The 25,278-nt window shown below is 70.6% G+C and carries 26 protein-coding genes; 16 read left to right on the top strand and 10 right to left on the bottom strand.

Annotated features, from left to right (window positions below; all coding sequences use genetic code 11):
• Positions 1-65: 65 nt before the first annotated feature.
• Complete coding sequence (gene argS / locus J7F03_RS03185; protein ID WP_214947085.1) at positions 66-1,850, bottom strand: arginine--tRNA ligase; 1,785 nt, start codon at positions 1,848-1,850, stop codon at positions 66-68.
• A 178-nt stretch (positions 1,851-2,028) separates the two neighbouring features.
• Here argS and lysS point away from each other — a divergent pair, with 178 nt between their 5' ends.
• Positions 2,029-3,771 (top strand): lysine--tRNA ligase, encoded by a 1,743-nt coding sequence (gene lysS, locus J7F03_RS03180; protein ID WP_214947084.1) that lies wholly within the window; start codon positions 2,029-2,031, stop codon positions 3,769-3,771.
• Positions 3,772-3,853: 82 nt separating this feature from the next.
• Here the strand turns inward: lysS and J7F03_RS03175 are convergent, their stop codons facing one another.
• The 3 genes from J7F03_RS03175 to J7F03_RS03165 form a co-directional block, all read right to left on the bottom strand.
• Entirely contained in the window at positions 3,854-5,314 is a 1,461-nt protein-coding gene (locus J7F03_RS03175; protein WP_214947083.1) for a DUF2637 domain-containing protein, read from the bottom strand.
• A 157-nt stretch (positions 5,315-5,471) separates the two neighbouring features.
• A complete protein-coding gene (locus tag J7F03_RS03170) occupies positions 5,472-6,236 on the bottom strand; it encodes a DUF3558 family protein (protein WP_214947082.1) in 765 nt (254 codons plus the stop codon).
• A 147-nt stretch (positions 6,237-6,383) separates the two neighbouring features.
• Positions 6,384-7,226, bottom strand: a complete 843-nt coding sequence (locus J7F03_RS03165) for a DUF3558 domain-containing protein (RefSeq protein ID WP_214947081.1) — start codon at positions 7,224-7,226, stop codon at positions 6,384-6,386.
• A 171-nt stretch (positions 7,227-7,397) separates the two neighbouring features.
• On the opposite strand from J7F03_RS03165, the gene J7F03_RS03160 reads away from it, so the two are divergent.
• Entirely contained in the window at positions 7,398-8,591 is a 1,194-nt protein-coding gene (locus J7F03_RS03160) for an RtcB family protein (RefSeq protein ID WP_214947080.1), read from the top strand.
• Positions 8,592-8,672: 81 nt separating this feature from the next.
• Here J7F03_RS03160 and J7F03_RS03155 read toward each other — a convergent pair whose 3' ends face one another.
• On the bottom strand, positions 8,673-9,491 hold the full coding sequence (locus J7F03_RS03155) for a hypothetical protein (RefSeq protein WP_214947079.1): 819 nt from the start codon (positions 9,489-9,491) through the stop codon (positions 8,673-8,675).
• 406 nt (positions 9,492-9,897) lie between these two features.
• On the opposite strand from J7F03_RS03155, the gene J7F03_RS03150 reads away from it, so the two are divergent.
• Positions 9,898-10,464 (top strand): polysaccharide deacetylase family protein, encoded by a 567-nt coding sequence (locus J7F03_RS03150; protein ID WP_308378990.1) that lies wholly within the window; start codon positions 9,898-9,900, stop codon positions 10,462-10,464.
• A gap of 35 nt (positions 10,465-10,499) precedes the next feature.
• Here J7F03_RS03150 and J7F03_RS03145 read toward each other — a convergent pair whose 3' ends face one another.
• Positions 10,500-11,276, bottom strand: coding sequence for an SDR family NAD(P)-dependent oxidoreductase (locus J7F03_RS03145; protein ID WP_214947077.1), 777 nt, complete (start codon positions 11,274-11,276; stop codon positions 10,500-10,502).
• A gap of 271 nt (positions 11,277-11,547) precedes the next feature.
• Between J7F03_RS03145 and J7F03_RS03140 the strand changes: the two genes are divergently transcribed.
• The gene (locus tag J7F03_RS03140; protein WP_308378987.1) at positions 11,548-12,102 is read left to right on the top strand and encodes a hypothetical protein; all 555 of its coding nucleotides are present in this window, start codon (positions 11,548-11,550) and stop codon (positions 12,100-12,102) included.
• Here J7F03_RS03140 and J7F03_RS03135 read toward each other — a convergent pair.
• Positions 12,090-12,851 carry a Mut7-C ubiquitin/RNAse domain-containing protein gene (locus J7F03_RS03135; protein WP_214947075.1) on the bottom strand — a complete coding sequence of 254 codons (762 nt, stop codon included), beginning with the start codon at positions 12,849-12,851 and terminating at the stop codon, positions 12,090-12,092. The genes J7F03_RS03140 and J7F03_RS03135 overlap by 13 nt on opposite strands.
• 137 nt (positions 12,852-12,988) lie before the next feature.
• On the bottom strand, positions 12,989-13,426 hold the full coding sequence (locus J7F03_RS03130) for a hypothetical protein (protein WP_008738524.1): 438 nt from the start codon (positions 13,424-13,426) through the stop codon (positions 12,989-12,991).
• A 292-nt stretch (positions 13,427-13,718) separates the two neighbouring features.
• Here J7F03_RS03130 and hemL point away from each other — a divergent pair, with 292 nt between their 5' ends.
• From hemL to ccsB, 7 genes are all read left to right on the top strand, one after another.
• The gene (gene hemL, locus J7F03_RS03125) at positions 13,719-15,041 is read left to right on the top strand and encodes a glutamate-1-semialdehyde 2,1-aminomutase (protein ID WP_214947074.1); all 1,323 of its coding nucleotides are present in this window, start codon (positions 13,719-13,721) and stop codon (positions 15,039-15,041) included.
• Entirely contained in the window at positions 15,038-15,739 is a 702-nt protein-coding gene (locus tag J7F03_RS03120) for a histidine phosphatase family protein (RefSeq protein ID WP_214947073.1), read from the top strand. Before hemL ends, J7F03_RS03120 begins: the two co-directional genes overlap by 4 nt.
• Before the next feature lie 66 nt (positions 15,740-15,805).
• Positions 15,806-15,961: a hypothetical protein gene (locus J7F03_RS03115; RefSeq protein WP_214947121.1), complete on the top strand. Its 156-nt coding sequence runs from the start codon at positions 15,806-15,808 to the stop codon at positions 15,959-15,961.
• Between the two features lie 88 nt (positions 15,962-16,049).
• The gene (locus J7F03_RS03110; protein WP_214947072.1) at positions 16,050-16,694 is read left to right on the top strand and encodes a TlpA disulfide reductase family protein; all 645 of its coding nucleotides are present in this window, start codon (positions 16,050-16,052) and stop codon (positions 16,692-16,694) included.
• Positions 16,695-16,698: 4 nt separating this feature from the next.
• Positions 16,699-17,484, top strand: coding sequence for a cytochrome c biogenesis CcdA family protein (locus J7F03_RS03105; protein WP_214947071.1), 786 nt, complete (start codon positions 16,699-16,701; stop codon positions 17,482-17,484).
• 13 nt (positions 17,485-17,497) lie between these two features.
• A complete protein-coding gene (locus J7F03_RS03100; protein WP_214947070.1) occupies positions 17,498-19,330 on the top strand; it encodes a cytochrome c biogenesis protein ResB in 1,833 nt (610 codons plus the stop codon).
• The gene (gene ccsB / locus J7F03_RS03095; RefSeq protein WP_214947069.1) at positions 19,330-20,409 is read left to right on the top strand and encodes a c-type cytochrome biogenesis protein CcsB; all 1,080 of its coding nucleotides are present in this window, start codon (positions 19,330-19,332) and stop codon (positions 20,407-20,409) included. The genes J7F03_RS03100 and ccsB overlap by 1 nt, the downstream gene beginning before the upstream one ends.
• Before the next feature lie 121 nt (positions 20,410-20,530).
• Here ccsB and J7F03_RS03090 read toward each other — a convergent pair whose 3' ends face one another.
• The gene (locus tag J7F03_RS03090; RefSeq protein WP_214947068.1) at positions 20,531-21,004 is read right to left on the bottom strand and encodes a MarR family winged helix-turn-helix transcriptional regulator; all 474 of its coding nucleotides are present in this window, start codon (positions 21,002-21,004) and stop codon (positions 20,531-20,533) included.
• A gap of 94 nt (positions 21,005-21,098) precedes the next feature.
• Here J7F03_RS03090 and J7F03_RS03085 point away from each other — a divergent pair, with 94 nt between their 5' ends.
• A complete protein-coding gene (locus J7F03_RS03085; protein WP_251071341.1) occupies positions 21,099-21,470 on the top strand; it encodes a cupin domain-containing protein in 372 nt (123 codons plus the stop codon).
• An 82-nt stretch (positions 21,471-21,552) separates the two neighbouring features.
• Here the strand turns inward: J7F03_RS03085 and J7F03_RS03080 are convergent, their stop codons facing one another.
• Positions 21,553-21,888: a PLD nuclease N-terminal domain-containing protein gene (locus J7F03_RS03080; protein ID WP_214947066.1), complete on the bottom strand. Its 336-nt coding sequence runs from the start codon at positions 21,886-21,888 to the stop codon at positions 21,553-21,555.
• Between the two features lie 117 nt (positions 21,889-22,005).
• Between J7F03_RS03080 and J7F03_RS03075 the strand changes: the two genes are divergently transcribed.
• The 4 genes from J7F03_RS03075 to mqnP are packed head-to-tail and all read left to right on the top strand — an operon-like array spanning position 22,006 to position 25,269.
• On the top strand, positions 22,006-23,463 hold the full coding sequence (locus J7F03_RS03075; protein ID WP_214947065.1) for a menaquinone biosynthesis decarboxylase: 1,458 nt from the start codon (positions 22,006-22,008) through the stop codon (positions 23,461-23,463).
• On the top strand, positions 23,460-23,930 hold the full coding sequence (locus tag J7F03_RS03070) for a hypothetical protein (RefSeq protein WP_308378983.1): 471 nt from the start codon (positions 23,460-23,462) through the stop codon (positions 23,928-23,930). The genes J7F03_RS03075 and J7F03_RS03070 overlap by 4 nt, the downstream gene beginning before the upstream one ends.
• A complete protein-coding gene (locus tag J7F03_RS03065) occupies positions 23,927-24,349 on the top strand; it encodes a hypothetical protein (protein ID WP_214947064.1) in 423 nt (140 codons plus the stop codon). Before J7F03_RS03070 ends, J7F03_RS03065 begins: the two co-directional genes overlap by 4 nt.
• Positions 24,346-25,269, top strand: coding sequence for a menaquinone biosynthesis prenyltransferase MqnP (gene mqnP, locus J7F03_RS03060; protein WP_214947063.1), 924 nt, complete (start codon positions 24,346-24,348; stop codon positions 25,267-25,269). The genes J7F03_RS03065 and mqnP overlap by 4 nt, the downstream gene beginning before the upstream one ends.
• The last annotated feature ends 9 nt before the right edge of the window (positions 25,270-25,278 follow it).

Below are 25,278 nucleotides of genomic sequence, written 5' to 3'. Positions count from 1 at the left end.
GACACACGAAAGGGGGGCCGCGGGGAGCACGCCGAGCGTGCTTCCCGCGGCCCCCCGCGCGTATGTCAGAGCTTCTCGGGCGTCCGGATGCCCAGCAGGGACATGCCCTTGCTGAGGGTGCGGGCGGTCAGCTCGCACAGGAAGAGGCGGTTCTCGCCGACGACGAGCTCGGGCTCGGGCTTCACGACCGGGCACTGGTCGTAGAACGTCGTGAACAGCGAGGACAGCTGGTAGAGGTACGCGGCCACCTTGTGCGGGGCGTGGTCCGCGGCCGCCTCGGCGATGAGCTCGCCGAAGTGGTCCAGGTGCAGGCCCAGCGCCCGCTCGGCCGGGGCGAGCTCCAGCTCCGGGTGCGCGACCGGCGCCCGGTCGCCGGCCCGGCGCAGGATGGACTTGATCCGGGCGTACGCGTACTGCAGGTACACGGACGTGTCGCCGTTCAGCGAGACCATCTGGTCCAGGTCGAACTTGTAGTCGCGCGCGGCCGACGTGGACAGGTCCGCGTACTTCACGGCGCCGATGCCGACGTACTGGCCGTTCTCGACGATCTCCGCCTCGCTCAGGCCGATCTTCTCGGCCTTGTCCCGTACGACGGCCGTGGCCCGGTCGACGGCCTCGTCCAGCAGGTCCACCAGCCGCACCGTCTCGCCCTCACGGGTCTTGAACGGCTTGCCGTCCTTGCCGAGGACGGTGCCGAAGGCCAGCTGCACGGCCTTGACCTCGTCGTTCAGCCAGCCCGCCCGGCGCGCCGTCTCGAAGACCATCTTGAAGTGCAGGGACTGCCGCGCGTCGACCACGTAGATCAGCTCGGTCGCGCCCAGCGTGCCCACGCGGTCGCGGATCGCCGAGAGGTCGGTGGCCGCGTAGCCGAAGCCGCCGTCGGACTTCTGGACGATCAGCGGAGTCGGGTTGCCGTCCGGGCCCTTGACGTCGTCGAAGAAGACGCAGAGCGCGCCGTTGGAGCGGACGGCGACGCCCGACTCCTCCAGCAGCTTGCACGTCTCGACGAGCATGTCGTTGTAGCCGGACTCGCCGACGACGTCGGGGTCCTGGATGTCCATGTCCAGCTTGTCGAAGACCGAGTAGAAGTAGATCTTCGACTCGTCCACGAACCGCTGCCACAGCGCCAGCGTCTGCGGCTCGCCGGCCTGGAGGTCCACCACCCGGCCCCGGGCACGCGTCTTGAACTCCTCGTCGGAGTCGAAGAGGACGCGCGAGGCCTTGTACAGCCGGTTGAGGTTGGACATGGCCTCCTCACCGGAGACCTCCGCGTCGTCGGCGCCGTCATCGGACTTGTGGTCCAGCTCGTGCGGGTGCTCCAGCAGGTACTGGATGAGCATGCCGAACTGGGTGCCCCAGTCGCCGATGTGGTGGCGACGGACCACCTTCTCGCCCGTGAACTCCAGGATCTCCACCATCGCGGCGCCGATCACGGCCGAACGCAGGTGGCCGACGTGCATCTCCTTGGCGACGTTCGGCTGCGCGTAGTCGATCACCGTCGTACCCGGCTTCGCGGCCAGCGGGACGCCGAGGCGGTCGTCGGCGGCGCGCGCGGCCAGGGTTTCGATGATCGCCCGGTCGGTGACGGTGATGTTGAGGAAGCCGGGGCCCGAGACCTCGATCTCCTGGATCAGGTCACCGGTCGGGATGCCTTCGACCACGGTCGTGGCCAGCTCGCGCGGATTGGCCTTGGCCTTCTTCGCGAGCGCCAGGATGCCGTTGGCCTGGAAGTCGGCCCGGTCGCTTCGTCGCAGCAGCGGGTCGCTCGCACCGGCGTCCGGCAGGGCGGAGGCGAGTGCGTCCGCGACGCGCTGATTGACGGAGGAAGCGAGGGAAGGGACCGAGGCCATGAGCTGCCGTTCCTGTGAGGTCGTGCCTGAGCGTGCACTTGGGTGTTCCGACAAGGACCGAGTATCCCACGCGGGGGCTGTCCGCATCCCGGGATAAAGCGGCGCCGGGCAACCCCGGAGCGCTCCCTTCCGTCTGGGAGAATGGCTGAAGCCAGCATTCGAGATAGAAGGACGTGTCGTGGCTCAGAGCGCCCAGAGCAGCACCGAGACCGACTGGGTCTCCCGTTTCGCGGACGAGGTCATCGCCGAGGCGGAGCGCCGAGCCCCGGGCAAAGCCGTCGTCGTCGCGTCCGGCCTCTCCCCCTCCGGCCCGATCCACCTGGGCAACCTCCGTGAGGTCATGACCCCGCACCTGGTCGCGGACGAGATCCGCCGCCGGGGCATCGAGGTCCGCCACGTCCTGTCCTGGGACGACTACGACCGCTACCGCAAGGTGCCGGCCGGCATCCCCGGCGTGGACCCCGAGACCTACGGCCAGTACATCGGCATGCCGCTGACCTCGGTCCCGGCGCCCGCCGGTTCGCAGTACGCGACGTGGGCCGAGCACTTCAAGGCCGCCATGGTCGAGTCGCTGGCCGAGCTGGGCGTCGAGTACGACCCGATCAGCCAGACCGAGCAGTACACGACCGGCGTCTACCGCGAGCAGGTGCTGTTCGCGATGAAGCACCGCGGCGACATCGACGCCGTACTCGACCAGTACCGGACGAAGGCCAAGCCGGGCGCGGGCAAGAAGCCCCAGCAGAAGCAGGTCGACGAGGCCGAGCTGGAGGCCGCCGAGGGCTCGGGCGCCGCCGCCGAGGACGACGGCAGCATCGGCGAGGGCGGGTACTTCCCGTACAAGCCGTACTGCGGTCAGTGCGGCAAGGACTTCACCAAGGTGACGTCCTACAACGACGAGACGACCGAGCTGACCTACGTCTGCACCGAGGACGAGTTCACCGAGACGGTCAAGCTCAGCGAGTTCAACCGCGGCAAGCTCGTCTGGAAGGTCGACTGGCCGATGCGCTGGGCCTACGAGGGCGTGATCTTCGAGCCCTCGGGCGTCGACCACTCCTCGCCCGGCTCCTCCTTCCAGGTCGGCGGGCAGATCGTGCACATCTTCGGCGGCGAGCAGCCGATCGGACCGATGTACGCGTTCGTCGGCATCAGCGGCATGGCCAAGATGTCCTCGTCGAAGGGCGGGGTCCCGACCCCGGCCGACGCGCTGAAGATCATGGAGCCGCAGCTGCTGCGCTGGCTCTACGCGCGCCGCCGCCCCAACCAGTCCTTCAAGATCGCCTTCGACCAGGAGATCCAGCGGCTCTACGACGAGTGGGACAAGCTGGAGTCCAAGGTCGAGGACGGCTCGGTCCTGCCCGCCGACGCCGCCGCGCACGCCCGCGCCGTACGCGTCGCCTCGCACGAGCTGCCGCGCACCCCGCGCCCGATGGCGTACCGGACCCTCGCGTCCGTCGTCGACATCACCGCAGGCCACGACGAGCAGACCCTGCGCATCCTGAGCGACCTGGAGCCCGAGCGGCCGCTGACCTCCCTCGACGAGGTACGCCCGCGCCTGGACCGCGCCGAGAACTGGATCACCACCCAGGTGCCCGCCGACCAGCGGACGCTCGTGCGCGAAGAGGCCGACGTGGAACTCCTGTCGTCCCTGGACGACGAGGGCCGCGAATCGCTGCGGCGGCTCGTGGAGGGCCTCGACTCGCACTGGTCGCTCGACGGACTGACCACGCTGGTCTACGGCGTCCCGAAGGTCATGGCCGGACTGGAAGCCGACGCCAAGCCGACGCCGGAGCTCAAGGTCGCGCAGCGCACGTTCTTCGCGCTCCTCTACCGGCTCCTCGTGACCCGGGAGACCGGGCCGCGCCTGCCCACGCTGCTGCTGGCGGTCGGGGCGGACCGGGTGCGCAAGCTGCTCGCCGCCTGAGCCGGCCGCACCACATGCGCAAGGGCCCGCACCCCTCGGGGTGCGGGCCCTCGCGCATGTGCGGTGGGTCGGGGGGTGCCGGCTAGGCGATGTGCTCGTTCTGCAGGTCCTGCTGGTAGCGCTGCTTCAGGTTCGGCATCATGCGGCGGATCATCGACGCGCTGCGCGGGTGCACGATCCCGTGGCGGTCCGAGAGGTATATGTCCACCTGCTCGGGGGTGGGCACCTGGTTGTTCTCCTCGATGTACCCGCGGAAGACCTCGTACGCCGCCTCGGCGAACTTGACCTCGTCGAATTCGGCCTCGTCGAACCGGACCTCGTCGAACCCCGCGTCCGCCGGCTCCTCCTGGCGGGGGGCCGGTATCGGCAGCTCCTGCTGCTCGGGGGCCGGGCCCGCCGGGGGCATCACCGGGGTGGGCTCCAGGCCCTCCACCAGGTGGGGGCTGTAACCGCCCTCGTAAGCCGCCTGCGGAGCGCGGGGGGCGGCGAACCAGGCGCTGTTGTGCGCGGCGGGCATGGCGGTGGGGTCCACCGCGAAGGGGGCGGCGGCGTGGACCCCCTGCGGGGCCGGTCCGCCGGGCTCGCCCTCCCACTGCGGGCCGGGGTGGGGCTGTGCCTGCGCCGGTGCCTGCACCAGTGCCTGCGCCTGCGCAGGTGCTTGAGCCTGGGGCGCGGCCGCGCCGGGGGCGCCCGGGCCCGCGGCCGGGATGCCGCCGGGGACCACGCCGTCCGCGGGCGCGGCCGCGGTGCCGGCGGCCTCCGCCGGACCGTGGGCGTCCGGGGCGGCGGCGGAGCCGGCCGGGAGGGCCGGGGGCGTCGTCCCCGTCACCTCCGCCGCCGGAGGCAGGAGCAGGGGGTCGATGCCGGCGGCCGCCAGGCCCTCCGGGGCCGTCTGGGACAGGGGGACGCCGATACGGGCCAGGCGCAGCGGCATCAGGGCGCCGACGGGGGCCTTGCGGCGCCAGAAGCGGCCGTATCGGGCCTGGAGGCGCGCCTGGTAGATCAGGCGGTCCTGCTCCATGCCGACGGCCTGTTCGTAGGAGCGCAGCTCCCACAGCTTCATCCGGCGCCACAGCTTGAAGGTGGGGATCGGAGACAGGAGCCAGCGCGTGATGCGGACCCCCTCCATGTGACGGTCCGCGGTGATGTCCGCGATCCGGCCCACCGCGTGCCGGGCCGCCTCGACGGTGACCACGAACAGGATCGGGATCACCGCGTGCATCCCGACCCCGAGCGGATCGGGCCAGGCCGCCGCGCCGTTGAAGGCGATCGTCGCGGCCGTCAGCAGCCACGCCGTCTGGCGCAGCAGCGGGAAGGGGATCCGGATCCACGTCAGCAGCAGGTCCAGCGCCAGCAGGACGCAGATGCCCGCGTCGATGCCGATCGGGAAGACGAGCGAGAAGCTGCCGAAGCCCTTCTGCAGGGCGAGCGCGCGCACGGCGGAGTACGAGCCCGCGAAGCCGATCCCGGCGATGACGACGGCTCCGGCGACCACGACACCGATCAATATCCGGTGCGTACGAGTCAGCTGCATCGCGGCCACCCGCGATCCCCTCCCCTTGTCCCCATGTACCCATGTCGAGCTACGGCAGGCACAGCGTACGCGCGTACGGGTGACCGGACGTCAGCGGTCCGGTCACCTCTTGGTCACCCTCTGGGCCGTCCCCTCGGGGTCCGGTCCGCGCAAGGCTCCGTAGCCGCTAGGAGTTCGACGGCGCGGGCGCCTGCTCCGGCTGCTTCTGCTGGTTGGCGGCCTCGACCGAGGCCACGGTCTCCTTCGTCGCCGCGATCGCGTCCGCGAGCAGCTTCGCGTGGTCGGGAGCGTCCGCGCCTTCGTAGGCGGTGCCGTTGTAGTCGAGGGTGATGATCACGTTGTGGGTGCGGGCGATGACCGTCGTGTTGGAGAAGTCGCCGTCCTTCTTGGTGGTGAAGGTGAAGGACGTGGCCTGGTCGCCGATGCCGCCCGCCGCCTCCGGCTTCATGTTCTCCGCACCCTCGACGACCTTCGCCTTCTCGACCTGCTTGGCGTACTCGTCCTCGGCGCGCTTGCTGCCGGTGCCGACCGAGGCGAGGGAGTCGTAGCGGACGAGCGAGATCGAGAGCCAGCGGTACTGCGAGCCCTTCAGGCCGGCCTCGTCCAGGCCGTTCCAGGAGCAGCTGGCGCGGCTGGCCAGGTCGTTCGACTTGGCGGCCGTGCCGTTGCCGTCCTTCGCCTTCGGGACGATCGTCTCGATGGTCTTCGCGGCGACCGTCTTGCACGGCTCCGGCAGCGTGGAGTACACGGCCTTCTCCACCGCCGTGGACGCCTTCGAGTTCGGCTTGGCGGACGACGACGCATCGGACTTCTTGCCGCTGCCGGAGCCCGAGTCCTTGCCCGAGTCGGACGAGCAGCCGGCGACCGTGAGGATCACCGGAACGGCTGCGCAGGCGAGGACGCGGGTGAGACGCGAGGCTGATCGGTGCATGATTCCTTCAGACGTTGTGGGTCTTCGTGCGGCCGGCTGAGCGGCCCCATGACGGGCGCGGGACCCGAGCAACGGTAGCCCGACCCGGCGCCCGCCTGCTGTGCGCGCCGTCACCCGGGCCTGTGCGCCCCCTTCGGGCGGGCGCCGCTACTCGTCGAACCGCTCCACGAGGGCCTGCGCCAACTGCCGTGCCCTGTCCTGGGTTTCCGCGCTGGACGGGACCGTACCGGGGAGCGCGGGCTGGACGCTGTACTCGACGGTGACGATGACATTCGAGGTACGGAACACAATGCGGACCGTACGGGCCTGGGCGGCGGTGGCGCCGGCGGCGCTGAGCTTGTCGTCGAGGAAGGCCTCGTTGCCGAGCCCTTCGAGGACGCGGGAGCCGAGCTCGACCGGGGCGGAGGGAGACGGTGAGGGGCTGGTCCCCGCGCCGGGGCTGGTGGCCGTACTCGGCGTGGGAGAGGGCGTCGGCGTCGGTGTGGGCGTCGGTGTGGGCGTGGGCGTCGGCGTCGGGGTGGTGACCGGGCCCGGGACGGGCAGGTGGGCGTCGGTGAGCTGGCGGATGAAGACCTGCCGCGCCTTGTCGTCGTCGCTGGTGGTGTTCCGGTCGTACGAGACCACGCGCTCGAAGCCCACGAACAGCAGCCTGGTCTCGGTCGGCGTCTGCGCGGTCCAGCGGCAGCCGACGCGCCGGTCGGCGTCGTACGAGGCGTCGGCGGTGCCGGCGTAAAGCGCCTCACGGGCTTCGGGGGCGAGGGCGTCGGCGACGGGCAGCATCGCCTTGACCTTCTTCGGGTCGACGGCCTTGCAGGGCATGGGCAGACTGCGGTACTTGCCGGGCTGCGCGACCGTGCCGGCGTTTCCGCCCGCCTTCGCGTCGCTGGTGGTCCCGGCTCCGCCGCCGTCGGTGCACCCGGTGAGGCCGACGGTGAGGGCGGTGAGCATCGCGATGCCTGGCAGGGCTGCACGTACCGTCTTGCGCTGCACGTTCCACCGGCTCCCTTCGGGAAAATGCGTTGCCGCGCCTCGGGCGCGGATGGACACAATGTCTATCGCACACGCTGGTGCCGGCGCCGGTCTCCTGTCGCATTTGGGACTAAGAGCGAGGCTTTTTGCGTATTCAGACTTTTCTGCGGTTAACGGGGTGTTGAGACCAAAATGTCGTATGTAGAGGTGCCCGGAGCGAAGGTTCCCATCCGGATGTGGACCGACCCGGCGTCGGTCGAGGACAGCGCGATGCGCCAGCTGCAGAACACCGCCGGCCTTCCGTGGATCAAGGGTCTGGCCGTCATGCCGGACGTCCACTACGGCAAGGGCGCGACGGTCGGCTCGGTCATCGCCATGAAGGACGCGGTCTGTCCGGCGGCGGTGGGCGTCGACATCGGCTGCGGCATGTCGGCGGTCAAGACCTCACTGACGGCGAACGACCTGCCGGGGGACCTGTCGGGGCTGCGCTCGCAGATCGAGCGGGCGATTCCGGTGGGGGCGGGGATGCACCGGGAGGCGGTGGATCCGGGGCGGCTGTACGGGTTCTCGGAGCGGGGGTTCGGGGATCTGTGGGAGCGGTTCGACTATGTCGCGGATGCGGTGAAGTTCCGAAGGGAACGCGCAATGCGACAAATGGGAAGCCTCGGACAGGGTAATCATCATTTGGAGATCAACATCGATGACGAGGGGGCTGTGTGGCTGACCCTGCACTCCGGATCCCGAGGCATCGGCAACCAACTGGCTGACCACCACATCGGGATCGCGCGGGGGCTCTCCCACAATCAGGGGCTGGTCGACCGGGACCTTGCGGTCTTCCTTGCGGCGACTCCGGAGATGGCCGCGTACCGGCACGACCTTTACTGGGCGCAGGAATACGCCAAGTACAACCGCGCCGTGATGATGAGCCTCATGAAGGAGGTCATCCGCCGGCAGTTCCGCAAGGCCAAGGTCTCCTTCGAGCAGGAGATCAGCTGCCACCACAACTATGTGTCGGAGGAGCAGTACGACGGCATGGACCTGCTGGTCACGCGAAAGGGTGCGATCCGCGCCGGCAGCGGTGAGTACGGGATCATCCCGGGCTCGATGGCCACCGGTACGTACATCGTGAAGGGCCTCGGCAACAAGGCAGCCTTCAACTCGGCCTCGCACGGCGCGGGCCGGCGGATGAGCCGGACGGCGGCGAAGAAGCGGTTCTCGGCGCGGGATCTGGCGGAGCAGACCAAGGGCGTGGAGTGCCGTAAGGACTCGGGCGTCGTGGACGAGATTCCGGCGGCGTACAAGCCGATCGAGCAGGTCATGGAGCAGCAGCGGGACCTCGTGGAGGTCGTTGCCAAACTCAGGCAGGTCGTCTGCGTCAAGGGCTGAGGCCTGCGCGTAGTCGTCTGGGGTGCGGAAGGGCCCGGACCGTAGCCGCGTAGCCGGTCCGGGCCCTTCCGTGGTGTCTGATCAGGCTCGTCCGGCGCGAAGGCGCCACAGGCGCATGTAGCAACTCCGCTCAGTGCGGTCGAGGGCGATGCCGGCCGCTACGGGGTCGTTCAGTCGCAGCAGCTCCTGGTCGTCCTGTGGGGTCCAGCGCCGTCGCGGTGGGGCGATCCTCATATCCGCAGGGCGCACCCACGCTTGGATTTCGTCCGCGATTGCCTTCTTGTGGTCGAGGGCGAGGCAGCCGTCGTAGTAGAGGTGTGCGGCGAGCTGCTGTGCGGTCTCTTTGTAGTAGCAGACGTTGTAAACGCCGTCTCGCTTGTTGCGTGAGATGGTGCGCTCCGTTCCCGTGATCTTCTTACCGTAGTGGCACAGGTAGGCGGCGAGCGCTGTGCTGGCCGAGACCAGGGAGAGGAAGGGGAATCCTTGTGCGGTCCAGCCGAGGGACCCGTCCGCGTCGATGATTCCGCGGAGGTAGTCGGGGCGCGAGAAGTCCGTGCGGGGTGGCTTGATGGTCAGCGACTTCTTGCCGTAGGGGATGCCGAGCTCGTTGACGATGGTCCTCGCTTCGAGTGAGCAGACGGACCAGGTTGCCGAGTGGTGGAGTTCGGCGAAGTTCGTGCTCCTGACGCGCTCGGTGATGGAGCTGTAGTACGGCGTGAGCTGCTGGAACTCGCGGAGAATGTGGATGTCCCGCGCGTTGAGCTCGGCGGCGAGCTTGCCCCTCTGCCCTCGGCCTTGACTGAGGTGCCCGTCGGCCTGGAGAAAGCCGAACATGTAGGCGTAGCGGGGGTCCTGGATGTCCATGAAGCGCGCGGGGGCGCTAGGGTCCTGGTCAGCCATGAGGAAGTGTCCTTCTTCCCTGTTGGTGAGGCCCTCGGCCGGGACTGCCATCCCGGGCGGGGGCCGTTTTCTGTTACCACCGAACCTAGGTATGAATTCAGGCGACTCGAGGGCCTTCGCGAAGGCTTCACTCGAACGTGTGGCGGAATGTCACATGCTTCTGGTTGGTGAGGAGTTCGGTGGCAGGAAGTGGCAACTAGGGGATTGACGCGGGGAGTTGGTCTAGACCAAGGTGTGCGGCATGTGGAGATCTCGCGTGCTTCTTGCCGCGCTCGCGTCGTTGTCGCTCGCTCTCGGGGTCGTGCGGACCGCCGATGCCGTCGGGGGCGCTGGTTCCGCTCGGGCAGCCGGGGCCGCTGCCGGCGCCGGGGCGCGGGGTGTTGGGCTGCCGCCCGTCGTATCGCGTGTGCCTACCGATGAGAAGGTCGTGTTCATCACCATCGACGACGGGTGGGTGCATGACCCCGCCGTCGCGCGGACGCTCGTCGACCGGCGGATTCCCGCGTCGCTGTTCCTGCTGCCGGGGGCGACCTCGTACGACACCCAGTACTTCACCGACATGGTGGGGCAGGGGCGGGTGAGCGTGGAGAACCACACCGTCAATCACCCTGACCTGACCACCCTCGACGCCGCGGGCAAGGATGCCGAGGTGTGCGGGGCCGGGGAGCAGCTGGCCGCGACCTTCGGGAGGGAGCCGAAGCTGTTGCGGCCGCCGTACGGGGCCGTGAACGACGACGTGCGGCTGGCGGCCAAGGCGTGCGGGGTCAAGGCGCTGATCACGTGGACGTACGACTTCACGACGTGGGGCGAGACGCCGGCGACGCCGCAGCTGCACGCCGGCGACATCGTGCTGCTGCACTTCACGCCGACGCTCGGCGCGGACCTGCAGCGGGCCCTGGACGCGGCGAAGGCCGCCGGGCTGAAGCCGGCGGCCCTGATGCCGCACCTGAGGAGTGCCGGGCTGGTCCCGTAGGTCCGGTGGAGGTTCGGTGGGAGCCCCCGTACGGGCTACAGCTCGCGGTGGACCTTCGTGTTCGAGGCCTGGGCGCGGGGGCGGACCACCAGGAGGTCGATGTTGACGTGGCTGGGGCGGGTAACCGCCCAGGTGATGGTGTCGGCCACGTCGTCGGCGGAGAGGGGCTCGGCCACGCCGGCGTAGACCTTCTCCGCCTTGTCGGCGTCGCCGCGGAAGCGGGTCTTGGCGAACTCCTCGGTCTTGACCATGCCCGGGGCGATCTCGATGACGCGGACGGGCTGTCCGACGATCTCCAGACGGAGGGTCTCGGCGAGGACGCGGGCGCCGTTCTTGGCGGCGACGTAGCCGGCGCCGCCCTCGTAGGTGGAGTGGCCGGCGGTGGACGAGAGGACGACCACCGTGCCGTCGCCGGAGGCGGTCAGGGCCGGGAGCAGGGCCTGGGTGACGTTGAGCGTGCCGATGACGTTGACCTCGTACATCGTGCGCCAGTCGGCGGGGTCGCCGGTGGCGACGGGCTCGGCTCCGATGGCGCCGCCGGCGTTGTTGACGAGTACGTCGCAGCGCTGGAGCGAGGCGGCGAGGGCGTCGACGGCGGCGCGGTCGGTGACGTCGAGGGCGTGGGCGGTGGCCTCGTGGCCGGCGGCCGTGATCTCGGCGGCGAGGGCCTCGATGCGGTCCTTGCGGCGGGCGGTGAGGACGACGTGGTAGCCGGCCGCGGCGAGCTGCCGGGCGGTGGCCGCGCCGATGCCGCTGCTCGCGCCGGTGACTACGGCGGTTCGGGTGGCGGCCGGGGCCGTGGCCGTGCTCATGAGCCGGCTCCTCGTGCGTTCGTACGGGTGAGTACTCGCCAGCATAGGCGGGCCCGGTCGGTACGCGCCGGCCGCGCGGGGCGTACTTGATCACCTCCGTGTCGGCGAGGCGGACGAGGGCGCCCGCGGCGTCGCACCGGTGGCGGAGCGGTCGATGAAGATGGCCGGAATCGTGCGTGCGCAGATGGGCGGAGGGCTCGCCCTCATTCGTGTGATGGTCCGACCGGCGGGCGGGTGTGGTGGCTAGCGTCCGCGCGAGGAGGTGGTGGCGGTGCACCGAGGTGCCGTACGGAGTGTGGTGGTGGCCGGGCTGATGGTGATGCTCGGCGGGACGGGAAGCGTCGGCGGCTTCGGCGGCAGCGGTGTCGCGGGCGCCGGCGGTATCGGCGCGCTCGCGGGCATCGGCGGCGTCGGGAGCGCCTACGCCGCGGAGGGCGACGGCCCGGAGGCCGACGTGGCGTACCACGGGAGGGTCGCCCTGGCCCGGGGCCGGCTGCGGATCCTGCTGGTCCCGGAGAACGAGGGCCCGACCGCGCTGGCGAACGCCACCCTGCGGCTGCACCTGTCCGCCGACCTCGCGGACCGGCAGGAGCTGGCGCAAGGCTGCGCGCGGGCCGGGCTGCGCGAGGTGGTGTGCGAGACCGGGGAGCTGCCGCTGCGCGGGCGCGGGCGGCACATCGGGCTGGCGCTGGAGCTGAGGGAGCGGGTGGCGGAGGTGGTGGTGCGGGTCGACACGTGGTGGAACGGCGGCGCGACCGACCGGAACCACAGCAACAACGAGCACGTGGTCCTGGCCCTGGACACGGGCGACAGCTACGCCTTCTGAGCCTGCTCCGCGTCGGGGGCGAACTCGGCGAGGGCCTGGTCGACGATCTTCTCCAGCCGGGCGTGGTGGGCGCCGCGCCAGTAGACGCGCTCGCAGTCGGCGCACTGGGCGAAGACGTCGTACGAGCGCTGCGTGCCGTGCTCCAGGCGGTCGCCGACGCTGTCCTTGTCGGCGGCGCGCAGGGTGCCGTTGCAGGCGGTGCAGCGGGTCCACGGCGCGAGGACGGGGGCGAAGCGGCCCAGGACGTCGCGGACCTGCTCGTCGGGGTTGTCGCTGTAGACGTACGCGCCGGCGAACAGCTCGCGGCGGCGCAGCAGTCCGCGGTCGCGCGAGAGCAGGACGCGCCGCTCGGCGGCGGAGCGGGTGGCGAGGGCCGGGTCGCCGATGTCCTCGTTCTCGTACGCCGCGTCCACGCCGAGCAGGCGCAGGCGGCGGGCGAGGGTTCCGAGGTGGACGTCGAGGAGGAAGCGCAGCGGCGCCGCGTCGGGGACGCCCGGGACGCGCTGGGGGCGGTCGACACCGAATACCTCGACGGACTCCCCGGCCAGCGGGACGTGGGAGACGGGCGTCTCGGTGCCGTCGACGAGGATCCGGCCGACCTCGGTGAGCGGGATGCCGGCCGATTCGACGACGTGGCCGAGGCTGGAGATGCCGTCGGTCGAGGTCGGTACGCGTTCCCCGCGCCGAGCCGGCGCGGCGAACACGTGCAGTTCGGGGGCGAGGGTGAGCTGAATGCCGGGTCCGTTCACGGGGCCCAGCATGCCACTGGCGGGCGGGTTCCGGCGGCGGATTTACGAGGCCCCGGCCGCCTCGTCGCGGAGATCGCGCCGGGCGCTGTGCCCGGGCCGCGCCCCGGCCTTCCCCCGTTGCCGGGGGAGGCGGTGGCCTACGGCCAGACCAGGCAGTACGGCTGGTGGCCCGCCTCGTGGAGGCGGTGGGAGAAGTCCTGCCACTCGTGGAGCAGCTGGTAGACGTTGAACGCGTCGCGCGGGCCGCCGCGGTCGGGGACCGTGGACCAGATGAAGGCGGCCGCGCCCACCGACTCCTCGCCGATGCCGCGCAGCGGGTCGACGACCGTCATCGGGAGCTTCACGACGGCGTAGTCGGGGTGGAGGACGACCAGTTCCAGTGGGGGCACCTTGTGCAGGGGTATGCCCTCGATGCCGGTCAGGACCATCGCGGCGACCGTTTCCGGCTTGATCTTGGTGAACATGCCGCCCATGCCGAGCTCGTCGCCGCCCAGCTCCTCCGGCCGCATGGTGACCGGGACGCGCGCGGCCGTGGCCCCGTCGGGTGCGCCGAAGTACTTGTACGTCACGCCCATGCCGCGCCCTCTGGGGAGGCCGTCGGGGTCCTGCGCCGGGCCCGGGACGGGCTCGGCCGCGTCCGTGGCGCGGCGGCGGTGCTTGCCGCGGCGACGTTCGCGGGCGCGCTGCGGATCGAGGTCGTCCGTGCCCTCGCCCGGTCCACCACCGCGTTGCATATCTCCACCCGACTGGTCTTGCCTGCCCCGGCCCCGCGGCCCCCGCCACGCAGCCTGATCATCATGGCAGTGACCTCCCCCGGGGTGGCGCGGTGAAACGCCCGTCCGCAAGTCAGTCGCGGCCTCTGAGACCATGGCTGGTGTGAGCTACCCGTACCCGTATGAAGCCAAAGTCTCGCAGACTCTCTTTGACCGCGCGTCCCTCGTGACGCCTGGCGGCGTGAACTCCCCCGTGCGCGCCTTCCGCGCCGTGGGTGGAACGCCCAGGTTCATGGTGTCCGGTACCGGTCCGTACCTGACCGATGCCGACGGGCGCGAGTACGTCGACCTGGTCTGCTCGTGGGGGCCGATGATTCTCGGCCACGCCCACCCGGCCGTGGTGGAGGCCATCCAGGCCGCCGTCGTCCGCGGCACGTCCTTCGGTACCCCCGGTGAGGGCGAGGTCGCGCTCGCGGAGGAGATCGTCGCGCGGATCGCGCCGGTGGAGCAGGTGCGCCTGGTGTCCTCCGGCACCGAGGCGACCATGTCCGCGATCCGCCTCGCCCGCGGGTTCACCGGCCGCGCCAAGATCGTGAAGTTCGCCGGCTGCTACCACGGGCACGTCGACGCGCTGCTGGCCGCCGCCGGTTCCGGACTCGCGACCTTCGCGCTGCCGGACACCCCGGGTGTGACGGGTGCGCAGGCCGGGGACACGATCGTGCTCCCCTATAACGATCTGGACGCGGTCCGGGCGGCCTTCGCCGCGCACCCCGGCGAGATCGCCTGTGTGATCACCGAGGCCGCGCCCGGCAACATGGGCGTCGTGACCCCGGGCGAGGGCTTCAACCAGGGTCTCGCCGACCTGTGCCGTGCGAACGGCGCGCTGTACATCTCCGACGAGGTCATGACGGGCTTCCGCACCTCCCGCGCCGGCTGGTACGGCGTGGACGGGGTCGCGCCCGACCTGATGACCTTCGGCAAGGTCATGGGCGGCGGCTTCCCGGCGGCCGCCTTCGGCGGTCGCGCCGACGTGATGGGCCACCTGGCGCCGGTCGGCCCGGTCTACCAGGCGGGCACGCTCTCCGGTAACCCGATCGCGACGGCCGCCGGCCTCGCGCAGCTGCGGCTGCTGGACGACGCGGCGTACGAGAAGGTCGACGCGGTGTCCAAGGAGATCCAGGGCCTGGTGACGGGCGCGCTCTCCAAGGAAGGCGTCGCGCACCGGCTGCAGACCGCCTCCAACATGTTCTCCGTCTTCTTCACCGAGGACGAGGTCCGCAACTACGACGACGCCAAGAAGCAGGAGTCCTTCCGCTTCAACGGCTTCTTCCACTCGATGCTGGCGCAGGGCGTCTACCTGCCGCCGTCGGCGTTCGAGTCGTGGTTCGTGTCCACCGCCCACGACGAGAAGGCGATCGAGCGCATCGCGGCCGCCCTGCCGGCCGCCGCCCGAGCCGCCGCGGAGGCAACCGCATGAGCACCGAAGGCCGCATCGGAGGCAGCTCCGAGATCACCGTCGTCCACGTGGTGCGCCACGGCGAGGTGGAGAACCCGGACGGCGTCCTCTACGGCCGCCGCGCCGGCTACCACCTCTCCGAGCTCGGCCGCCGCATGGCGGACCGGGTGGCGGAGCACCTGGAGAGCCGGGACGTGACGCACGTCGTGGCGTCCCCGCTGGAGCGGGCCCAGGAGACGGCGGCCCCGATCGCGAAGTCGCACGGGCTGGACCTGGCGACCGACACCCGCCTCATCGAGGCGGACAACGTCTTCGAGGGCAAGACCTTCGGTGTCGGGGACGGCGCGCTGCGCAAGCCGGAGAACTGGAAGCACCTGACGAACCCGTTCAAGCCGTCCTGGGGCGAGCCGTACGTCGAGCAGGTTGTGCGGATGATGAGCGCGATCGAGACCGCCCGCGACGCGGCCCGCGGCCACGAGGCGGTGGCGGTCAGCCATCAGCTGCCGATCTGGATCGTACGGAGCTTCGCGGAGAAGCGGCGGCTGTGGCACGACCCGCGCCGCCGCCAGTGCACGCTGGCCTCGCTGACCTCGTTCACGTACCAGGGCGAGAAGCTGGTGTCGGTGGGCTACAGCGAGCCGGCCCGGGACCTGGTCCCCGCGCACCTCCTCGCGGGGGCGAAGCCGGTGAAGGGCAAGTCCAAGGCGTTCGGGGCCTAGGCCTGGCCTAGGCCCGAGCACCGCGCCCGGATCGAGCGCCTCACAGGCCTCGGTCCGGGCATCCGCTTGGCCAGGACTCGGACCACCCGCAGGCTGGTGTCCTTCCGGCAGTTCGCCGACTGGCTCGACGCGCAGGACCCCGAGGTTCTGGCCGAAATGCGCACCCTGGGACCGGGCCGGGCGCCGACCGGTGGCCGGGGCACGTATCCCACGGCCGCCTGACCGGGCACCGGTCAGCACCTGACCAGCGGCTTAGCACAGCCTCGGGGGGTGCGGAAGATCTGCAAACCGCCCATGCGAAACTTTTCACATGAGCCTTAGCCGCGCGCGTACCCCTCGTAGTAGCCGCCGCTCGACCAGCGGCCGCGCCACCCTGCTGACCGCGGTGGCACTCGCGGGCGCCCTGACCCTTACGGCGTGCGGCGATTCGGACGGCGGCGGCAAGTCCACCGGTTCCGCCGGCGGCAACTACGTGACGGGGACCAGCGGCATCTCCACCGTCGCCAAGGGCGACCGCAAGGAAGCCCCCCAGCTCGACGGCGAGACCGTCGACGGCAAGACGCTCGACACCACCGCCCTCAAGGGCAAGGTCGTCGTCCTCAACGTCTGGGGCTCCTGGTGCCCGCCGTGCCGCGACGAGGCCAAGTACTTCGCGCAGGTCTCCAAGGAGCTGGAAGCCGCCGGGCAGCCCGTCGCCTTCGTCGGCATCAACACCCGGGACAACACCAAGCAGAACGCCACCTCCTTCGAAGAGACCTACGGCATCACCTACCCGAGCCTCTTCGACCCGAACGGCAAGCTGATGCTCCGCTTCCCCAAGGGCACGCTCAACCCCAACGCCATCCCCTCCACGATCGTCCTCGACAAGGACGGCAAGATCGCCGCGCGCACCCTGGTCGCCATCAACGACGAACACCTGCGCTCGATGATCGACCCGCTCCTCGCGGAGAAGTGACCTCGTGGTCACCGAGCTCTCCCAGGCCGTACTCGCCGCCGAGCAGACCGGCGTCAACACGACCGTCCTGAACGGCGCCCTTCTGCTGGCGCTGCCGATCTCGCTGTTCGCCGGGATGATCTCCTTCTTCTCGCCCTGCGTGCTGCCGCTCGTCCCCGGCTACCTCTCCTACGTGACCGGCGTCGGCGGAGCCGACCTCGCCGAGGCCCGGCGCGGCCGGATGCTCGGCGGCGCCAGCCTCTTCGTCCTCGGCTTCACGTCCGTCTTCGTCTCGACCGGCGCGCTCTTCGGCTACTTCGGGCAGACCCTCGACGCGAACAAGGACGTCATCTCCCGGGTCCTGGGCGGCCTGGTGATCCTGCTCGGACTGTTCTTCATGGGCGCGATCCCGGGCCTGACGATGCGCGAGTTCCGCTTCCACAAGAAGCCGGCCGTCGGTCTGGCCGGCGCGCCCGTGCTCGGAGTGCTCTTCGGCCTCGGCTGGACGCCCTGCATGGGCCCGACGCTCGCCGCCGTCGGCACCCTCTCCATCGACCAGGCGACCGCGGGCCGCGGCGCGCTGCTGACCGTGGTCTTCTGCCTGGGACTCGGGCTGCCCTTCATCGCCACGGCGCTCGCCTTCCGCAAGGCGCTCGGCGCGTTCGGCTGGGTGAAGAAGCACTATGCGTGGGTGATGCGCATCGGCGGCGGCATGCTGATCGTGACCGGCCTGCTGCTCGTCACAGGATTGTGGAGCAGCATCGTCAGCGACATGCAGGGCTGGGCCAATGGCTTCACGGTGGGGATCTGAGGACTACACGGATATGAGTACGACCGACAAGGCGCCCTCCGAGGCGCCGAACGATTCCGCCGGGACCGAAGCCGGGACCGACGCAGAGGCCCAGGCCCAGGCCCAGGCCCAGGCCCAGGCCGAGGCTTCGGCCGAAGCCACCGCCGAGGCGGCCGCCGGCGCGCAGCTGTCCACCGCCCCCCTGGAGGACACCCCCGGCGACCCCGTGGGCATCGGCGTGTTCGGCTGGGCCCGCTGGTTCTGGCGGCAGCTCACCTCCATGCGGGTGGCGCTGATCCTGCTCTTCATGCTGTCCCTGGCGTCCATTCCGGGCTCGCTGATCCCGCAGAACCAGGTCGACCTGATGAAGGTCGCCGCCTGGAAGAAGGAGCACGCCTCCTGGGTGACCGTCGCCGAGAAGCTCCAGCTCTTCGACGTCTACAGCTCGGTGTGGTTCTCCGCGATCTACCTGCTGCTCTTCATCTCGCTGATCGGCTGCATCCTGCCCCGCACCTGGCAGTTCGTCGGCCAGCTCACGGGCCGCCCGCCGGGCGCGCCCAGGCGGCTGGACCGGATGCCCGCGTACACGACGTGGCGTACGGACAAGTCCCCGGACGAGGTGCTCTCGTACGGCCGCGCCCTGCTCGGCCGCCGCCGCTTCCGTACGGAGGCGGGCGAGGGCTCGGTCTCCGCCGAGAAGGGCTACCTGCGCGAGGCCGGGAACCTGATCTTCCACGTCGCGCTGATCGTGATGCTGATCGCCTTCGCCTGGGGCCAGTACTTCAAGTCCGAGGGCGGCAAGCTCGTCCTGCGCGGCAAGGGCTTCTCCAACACGCTCACCCAGTACGACGACTTCAAGTCGGGCGGCCTCTTCGACCCCGACGACCTGCCCCGCTTCTCCTTCACGCTGGACAAGTTCGACGCCACGTACGAGCGCACCGGCCCGCAGAAGGGCACCCCGCGCGACTTCAAGGCGTACGTCACCTTCAGCGAGGGCGCGGACGGCGAGCCCCAGAAGCGCGAGATCCAGGTCAACAAGCCGCTGGAGGTGGACGGCTCAAAGGTCTACCTGCTCGGCCACGGCTACGCGCCGGTCATCTCGGTGACCGACTCCACCGGCAAGGTGATCTACAAGGACGCCGTGCCGATGCTGCCGCAGGACGGCAACCTCACCTCCACCGGCGCGGTCAAGGTCACCGACGGCTACAAGGACAAGGACGGGAAGCCGACGCAGCTCGGCTTCTCCGCGATGTTCGTGCCGACCTTCGCGGGCGCCGGCCAGGGCACGATGTTCTCGCAGTTCCCGGAGCTGGACTTCCCGGCGCTCGCGCTCAACGCGTGGCAAGGCAGCCTCGGCGTGGACTCGGGCCTGCCGCAGAACGTGTACCAGCTGGACACCACCAAGATGAAGCAGTTCGAGACCGAGGACGGCAAGCCGCTCGCCAAGCGGATGCTGCCCGGGGAGAGCATGGAGCTGCCCGGCGGCCAGGGCACCGTGAAGTTCGAGTCCATCGAGCGCTGGGCGACCTTCTCGGTCACCCACCAGCCGGGCAGCGGCCTCGCGCTCGCGGGCGCGATCGCGGCCATCGCGGGCCTCGCGGGGTCCCTCTTCATCCAGCGCCGCCGGATCTGGGTCCGGGCGGTCACCGGCAAGGACGGCGTCACCGTCGTCGAGATGGCGGGTCTCGGCCGCAGCGAGTCCGCCAAGCTCCCGGAGGAGCTGTCGGCGCTGGCCGGCGCGCTCCACCAGCAGGCGCCCACGGCGGCGCCGGCCCCCGCCCCACTTGTCGAAGCCCCATCTGTCGAAGAACCTGCCGAAGCCCCACCTGCCCAAAAAAGTGCCGAAGTCGAAGGGGAGCGCGCCTGATGCAGCTCGCGGCCGCAGCCAACGAGAATCTGGCTCATCTCAGCAACAACCTGATCTACGCGTCCATGGCGGTCTACACCCTCGCCTTCTTCGCCCACATCACCGAGTGGCTCTTCGGCAGCCGCAGCAAGGTGGCCCGTACGGCCGCCGCGCTCACCCGGTCCGAGGCGCAGGCCGACGCCCCCGCCGTCCAGGTGCGGAGCAAGGGGGGCACCGCCGTCCTCGACAAGCCCGAGGTCGTCACGCGCAGCGCCGCCGGAACCCGCGACGTCCCGGACGGCCCCGGCGCGGCCGGCGGCACCGTCCAGGGCGACCTGTACGGGCGGATCGCGGTCTCGCTGACCACCCTCGGCTTCCTCCTCGCGGCGGGCGGAGTCGTCGCCCGCGCGCTGTCGGTGGAGCGGGCGCCCTGGGGCAACATGTACGAGTTCTCGATCACCTTCTCCACGGTGGCCGTCGGCGCGTACCTGGCGCTCCTCGTGCTGAAGAAGAACGTCCGCTGGCTCGGCCTGTTCCTGGTCACCACGGTCCTGCTGGACCTGGGCATCGCCACCACGGTGCTCTACACCGACAGCGACCAGCTGGTCCCGGCCCTGCACTCGTACTGGCTGTGGATCCACGTCTCCACCGCGATCTTCTGCGGCGCGGTCTTCTACATCGGCGCGGCCGGCGCGGTCCTGTACCTCTTCCGCGACGGCTACGAGGCGAAGCTCGCGCGCGGCGGCAAGCCGGGCAAGTTCTCCACCTCCGTCATGGAGCGCTTCCCGTCGGCGGCCTCGCTCGACAAGTTCTCGTACCGCATCAACGCGGCCGTCTTCCCGCTGTGGACCTTCACGATCATCGCGGGCGCGATCTGGGCCGGCGACGCGTGGGGCCGCTACTGGGGCTGGGACCCCAAGGAGGTCTGGTCCTTCGTGACCTGGGTCGCCTACGCCTGCTACCTGCACGCCCGCGCCACCGCCGGCTGGAAGGGCCGCAAGGCCGCGTACCTCGCGCTCTTCGCGTTCGCCTGCTGGATCTGGAACTACTACGGCGTGAACATCCTGCTGAGCGGCAAGCACTCCTACGCGGGGGTCTGACCGGGGCGCCGCTCGCGGCGCTACACGCAGGGGCCGGGCCGCCCGAAAGGCGGCCCGGCCCTTCGGCGTTCTCCGGGGTCCTCCATGTCCACGACGGCGGGGACGGCCGCCCCCGGCCGACTCACCAGACGGGGCGCAGCGCCGGGAGCGGTCCGTCGCCGTTCAGCGCGCGGACCAGGCGGCCGAGTTCCGCGCGCAGTGCGCCGAGGTCGACGCTGTCCTGCCCGAGTTCGGCCTCCAGCTCGTGCAGGATCCGCCCGGCGGCGCGCAGGTGACCGTGGGCCGCCTCGGTCAGCACGACCAGCTTGCGGCGGCCGCCCTCGGGGTGCGGCTCGCGCCGCACGTACCCGCGCCGCTCCAGGTCGTCGACGATCTGCCCGGCGGCCTGCTTGGTCACTCCGAGCCGCTCGGCGAGCTCGGTCGCGGTCGCGCCCCGGGCCCCCAGGGCCTGGAAGGCCATGCCGTGCAGGGGGCGCAGGCCGTCGGCGTGACCGGCCTCTTCGAGGCGGCGGGTGAACTCGCCCAGCAGCAGCTGGAACCCGAGGCCGAGCAGGAAGCCGAGCTCGATGCCGTCGTCGCTTTGGTGGTGGGTCACGGAAACAATGGTGACACGGGTGAGTCAATCTGCTTTACTCGCACGAGTAAAGCTTCTTTACTCGCTTGTCGGTACGACGGAAGAAGGACCCACCTTGCGCGTCATCACCACGTCCCCCGAGCACGTCATCACCACCCCGAACGCGACCATGACCGGCCTCGCCTCCCCCAGCCGGGGCAGCGCGGAACTGAGCACCTGGCACGCCGCCATCGCCGCCGGGATCACCGGCCCCGAACACTCCGTCAGCCGCGAACAGGTGTGGACGGTCACCGTCGGCGCCCTGGACGTCACCTGCGACGGCCGCACCGAGAAGGTCGCCGCCGGCCAGGTCGTGGTCCTGCCCCCGGACGTCCCGCGCCACGTCCACGCCCTGGAGGACACCGAGGTCTACGTCGCCATGCGCGCGGACGGCCTCGTCTCCGTTCCCGGCACAGAGGGCACCCGGCCGCTGCCGTGGGCGGTCTGACCCCTCCGCGTCCGATGACCCTGGAGGAGCCGGCGGGGGTCGCGCCGCCGGCCGTCGCCGGGGCGCCGTAACCCCGTAGGGCTCAGTCCTTGTCCTTGTCCTTGCCGGAATCCTGGCCGTCCTGGCCGTCCCGGCCGTCCCGCTCGTCGCGCAGGGACTTCAGGAACTCCGGGTTGTCGTCCGGCGCCACCCACTGGCCGCGGCCCGCCCGCGACCGGCCGCCGCCGACGGCACCGGGCACCCGCTTCTTGCCGGCGAACAGCCACACCACCGGACCGACGATCGAGAAGAGCAGGATGATCAGCACCCAGACGACCTTGGGGAGGTGCTTGACCTCCTCCTCGGGCGTGTTCAGGCAGTCGATGAAGGCGTAGATGGTCAGCGCGATGATCAGCAGGAACGGCAGATAGCGCAGCACGGTGTGGGACCGACCCCCAGAAGAACGGTGCGGACCGGGAAGGGCCGCGGCGGACTCTTCCAGGGTAGAGGGCCCGCCGCGGTTCGGGCTCGGAGCGGGGATGCCACAATTGCCCGCATGGCTTACGACGATCTCCGCTCGCTGCTCCGGGCCCTGGAGCGGGAGGGCGACCTCAAGCGCATCAAGGCCGAAGTGGACCCGTACCTAGAGGTCGGGGAGATTGTCGACAGAGTGAACAAGGCGGGCGGACCCGCGCTGCTCTTCGAGAACGTCAAGGGCTCGGCGATGCCGCTGGCCATGAACGTCTTCGGGACCGACCGGCGGCTGCTGAAGGCCCTCGGGCTCAAGTCGTACGCCGAGATCAGCGAGAAGATCGGCGGCCTGCTGAAGCCGGAGCTGCCGCAGGGCTTCATCGGCGTCCGCGAGGCCTTCGGCAAGCTCGGCTCGATGGTGCACGTGCCGCCGAAGAAGGTGAAGGGCGACTCCGCGCCCGTCCAGGAGGTCGTCCTCACCGGCGACGACGTGGACCTGGACCAGCTGCCGGCGCTCTTCACCTGGCCCAAGGACGGCGGGTCCTTCTTCAACCTCGGCCTGACGCACACCAAGCACCCGGAGACGGGCGTGCGCAACCTCGGCCTGTACCGCCTGCAGCGCCACGACAAGCGCACCATCGGCATGCACTGGCAGATCCACAAGGACAGCCGCAACCACTACGCCGTCGCCGCCGCGCGGGGCGAGCGGCTGCCGGTCGCGATCGCCTTCGGCTGCCCGCCGGCCGTGACGTACGCGTCGACGGCGCCGCTGCCGGGCGACATCGACGAGTACCTCTTCGCCGGGTTCGTGGCGGGCAAGCGGATCGAGATGGTGGACTGCAAGACGGTCCCGCTCCAGGTCCCGGCCAACGCCGAGGTCGTCATCGAGGGCTGGCTGGAGCCGGGGGAGACGCTGCCGGAGGGGCCGTTCGGCGACCACACCGGCTTCTACACCCCGCAGGAGCCCTTCCCCGCGCTGAAGATCGACTGTGTGACGATGCGCAAGCGTCCGCTGATCCAGTCGATCGTGGTCGGCCGGCCGCCGACCGAGGACGGCCCGCTGGGGCGTGCGACGGAACGCTTCTTCCTGCCGCTCCTCAAGATCATCGTGCCGGACATCGTGGACTACCACCTCCCCGAGTCGGGCGGCTTCCACAACTGCGCGATCGTCTCGATCGACAAGAAGTACCCGAAGCACGCGCAGAAGGTCATGCACGCCATCTGGGGCGCGCACATGATGTCGCTGACCAAGCTGATCATCGTGGTCGACAAGGACTGCGACGTCCACGACCTCCACGAGGTGTCGTGGAGGGCGCTCGGCAACACCGACTACTCCCGCGACCTGACGGTGGTCGAGGGCCCGGTGGACCACCTGGACCACGCCTCGTACCAGCAGTTCTGGGGCGGCAAGGCGGGCATCGACGCCACGAAGAAGCTGCCCGAGGAGGGCTACACCCGCGACGGCGGCTGGCCCGACATGGTCGAGTCCGACCCCGCCACGGCGGCGCTGGTGGACCGGCGCTGGAAGGAGTACGGACTGTGAGTACGGCAATGAACGGCCCGGCACTGTTCATCGGAGGCGACACGACGTTCGTGCTCCTCGTACGCCCGGAGCTCGACCCGGCGGACCCGGGCGTCCGAGCAGCCGCCGAGCAGGCGGGCTTCTCGGCCGAGGAGTTCGCGGGCCCGGGCAACCTGTGGGCCCTGGTGGTGGACGACACCTTCGAGTGTGACGGCGGCTTCGAGCTGCCCGGCCTGCGCGACGCCGAGGCCGACGACTTCGCGGAGCGGCTGCAGTGCGCCCTGGGCACCGGCGAGCCGTTCACCGTCGAGGCCGGGGCAGTCCTGCGCCTCGACGCCCGCCCGGCGGCCGACGAGGCCTACGCCTTCACGGCGTACGTCACCCCGCCCGAGCCCGAGGGGGCGCCCACGGTCTCCCTGGATATCGGCCCCCTGCCCCTCGCCGCGCTCCTTGCCGACCTCGAAGACTTCCGCCGGAGCCTGGCGTGACCCCGAGACTCCGCATCGGTGACGACGAGTGCTGGGTCGCGCTGACCAGCCCCGAGGAACCGGCCGGCCCCGAGGAACCGACCGGTTCCTGGCGGGTGACCGCGGACTGGGGCGGCGCGTTCACCGCGGACTTCGCGGCCCGCGGAGTCGACACCGAGGAGGTCGCCGCGTTCGCGGACCGCCTGCTCGCCCGTACGGGCGCCGCGATGCCGCTGTCCTTCTGGGCGGAGGTCAGCGAGGGCCGGGGGAACCCGCTGCGGTTGTCCGCGATACCCGCGGGCGATGACGACATCGCGTTCGTGGCCCGGCTCACCCCGGTCGGTCACGACGTGACCAATCACCTCGACATGGAGATAGGGCCGGTCCCGCTCGACGGGCCGCGTGCCGAACTCGAAGAGTTCCGGAGGGACCTCGTATGACATCCGCCGCTGAGGACGTCCTCGGTTCCGGTCCCGCGCCGCAGGCCAGCGGCAAGGTCAAGGCCTTCCTGCGGCTCGTGATGATCGAGCACTCGGTCTTCGCGCTGCCCTTCGCCTACATCGCCGCGCTCACCGCCATGTTCACGCTCGACGGGGCCATGCTCTGGGCCGAGCTGCTGCTCGTCACCGTCTGCATGGTGGGGCTGCGGACCTTCGCGATGGCCGCCAACCGGATCATCGACCGGGAGATCGACGCCCGCAATCCGCGCACCGCCGGGCGGGAGCTGGTCACCGGGGCGGTGTCCGTGCGGTCCGCGTGGACCGGGGCCGGGATCGCGCTGGTCGTCTTCCTCGGGGCGGCGGCGCTGCTGAACCCGCTCTGCCTGATGCTGGCGCCGATCGCGGTCGTACCGATGGTGCTGTACCCGTACGGGAAGCGGTTCACGAACTTCCCGCACGCCATCCTCGGCGTCGCCCAGGCCATGGGGCCGATCGGGGCCTGGCTCGCGATCACCGGCGAGTGGTCGTGGGACGCGGTGATCCTCGGGCTCGCGGTGGGCGTGTGGATCGGCGGCTTCGACTTGATCTTCGCCTGCCAGGACGTGGCCGCCGACCGCGCGGAGGGCGTCAAGTCCGTCCCGGCCCGCTTCGGCATCCCGGCCGCCCTGTGGGGCGCCCGCGGCGCGCACGCCGTGACCACGGCCCTGCTGGCCTGGTACGCCGTCGCGACGGACGCCGGCCCGCTGTTCTGGTTCGGACTGCTGATCGTCGTGGCGGCCTTCCTCTACGAGCACACCATCGTCAAGCCGCACGACCTGTCCCGTCTGAACCGCGCCTTCTTCACGGTGAACGGCTTCATCGGCATGGCCCTCTTCGTCTGCGCCCTGCTCGACCTGGTGGTCCGGGGCCTGTCCCTGTAACCCGATCGT

The organism is Streptomyces sp. ISL-43 (genome assembly GCF_018614195.1).
Taxonomy (GTDB): Bacteria; Actinomycetota; Actinomycetes; order Streptomycetales; family Streptomycetaceae; genus Streptomyces.
Note: the sequence above shows the minus strand (reverse complement) of the source record. Positions and strands in the feature narration are given on the sequence as shown.

Bases quoted from the DNA above. Each gene is read 5' to 3' on its own strand.
- hemL (WP_214947074.1), top strand. From the start codon at position 13,719: ATGGCTGGTGTGAGCTACCCGTACCCGTATGAAGCCAAAGTCTCGCAG.
- ccsB (WP_214947069.1), top strand. From the start codon at position 19,330: ATGCAGCTCGCGGCCGCAGCCAACGAGAATCTGGCTCATCTCAGCAAC.
- J7F03_RS03160 (WP_214947080.1), top strand. From the start codon at position 7,398: ATGTCGTATGTAGAGGTGCCCGGAGCGAAGGTTCCCATCCGGATGTGG.
- J7F03_RS03100 (WP_214947070.1), top strand. From the start codon at position 17,498: ATGAGTACGACCGACAAGGCGCCCTCCGAGGCGCCGAACGATTCCGCC.
- J7F03_RS03170 (WP_214947082.1), bottom strand. From the start codon at position 6,236: ATGCACCGATCAGCCTCGCGTCTCACCCGCGTCCTCGCCTGCGCAGCC.
- J7F03_RS03075 (WP_214947065.1), top strand. From the start codon at position 22,006: ATGGCTTACGACGATCTCCGCTCGCTGCTCCGGGCCCTGGAGCGGGAG.
- J7F03_RS03110 (WP_214947072.1), top strand. From the start codon at position 16,050: ATGAGCCTTAGCCGCGCGCGTACCCCTCGTAGTAGCCGCCGCTCGACC.
- J7F03_RS03120 (WP_214947073.1), top strand. From the start codon at position 15,038: ATGAGCACCGAAGGCCGCATCGGAGGCAGCTCCGAGATCACCGTCGTC.
- J7F03_RS03155 (WP_214947079.1), bottom strand. From the start codon at position 9,491: ATGGCTGACCAGGACCCTAGCGCCCCCGCGCGCTTCATGGACATCCAG.
- mqnP (WP_214947063.1), top strand. From the start codon at position 24,346: ATGACATCCGCCGCTGAGGACGTCCTCGGTTCCGGTCCCGCGCCGCAG.
- argS (WP_214947085.1), bottom strand. From the start codon at position 1,850: ATGGCCTCGGTCCCTTCCCTCGCTTCCTCCGTCAATCAGCGCGTCGCG.
- J7F03_RS03145 (WP_214947077.1), bottom strand. From the start codon at position 11,276: ATGAGCACGGCCACGGCCCCGGCCGCCACCCGAACCGCCGTAGTCACC.
- J7F03_RS03130 (WP_008738524.1), bottom strand. From the start codon at position 13,426: ATGGGCGTGACGTACAAGTACTTCGGCGCACCCGACGGGGCCACGGCC.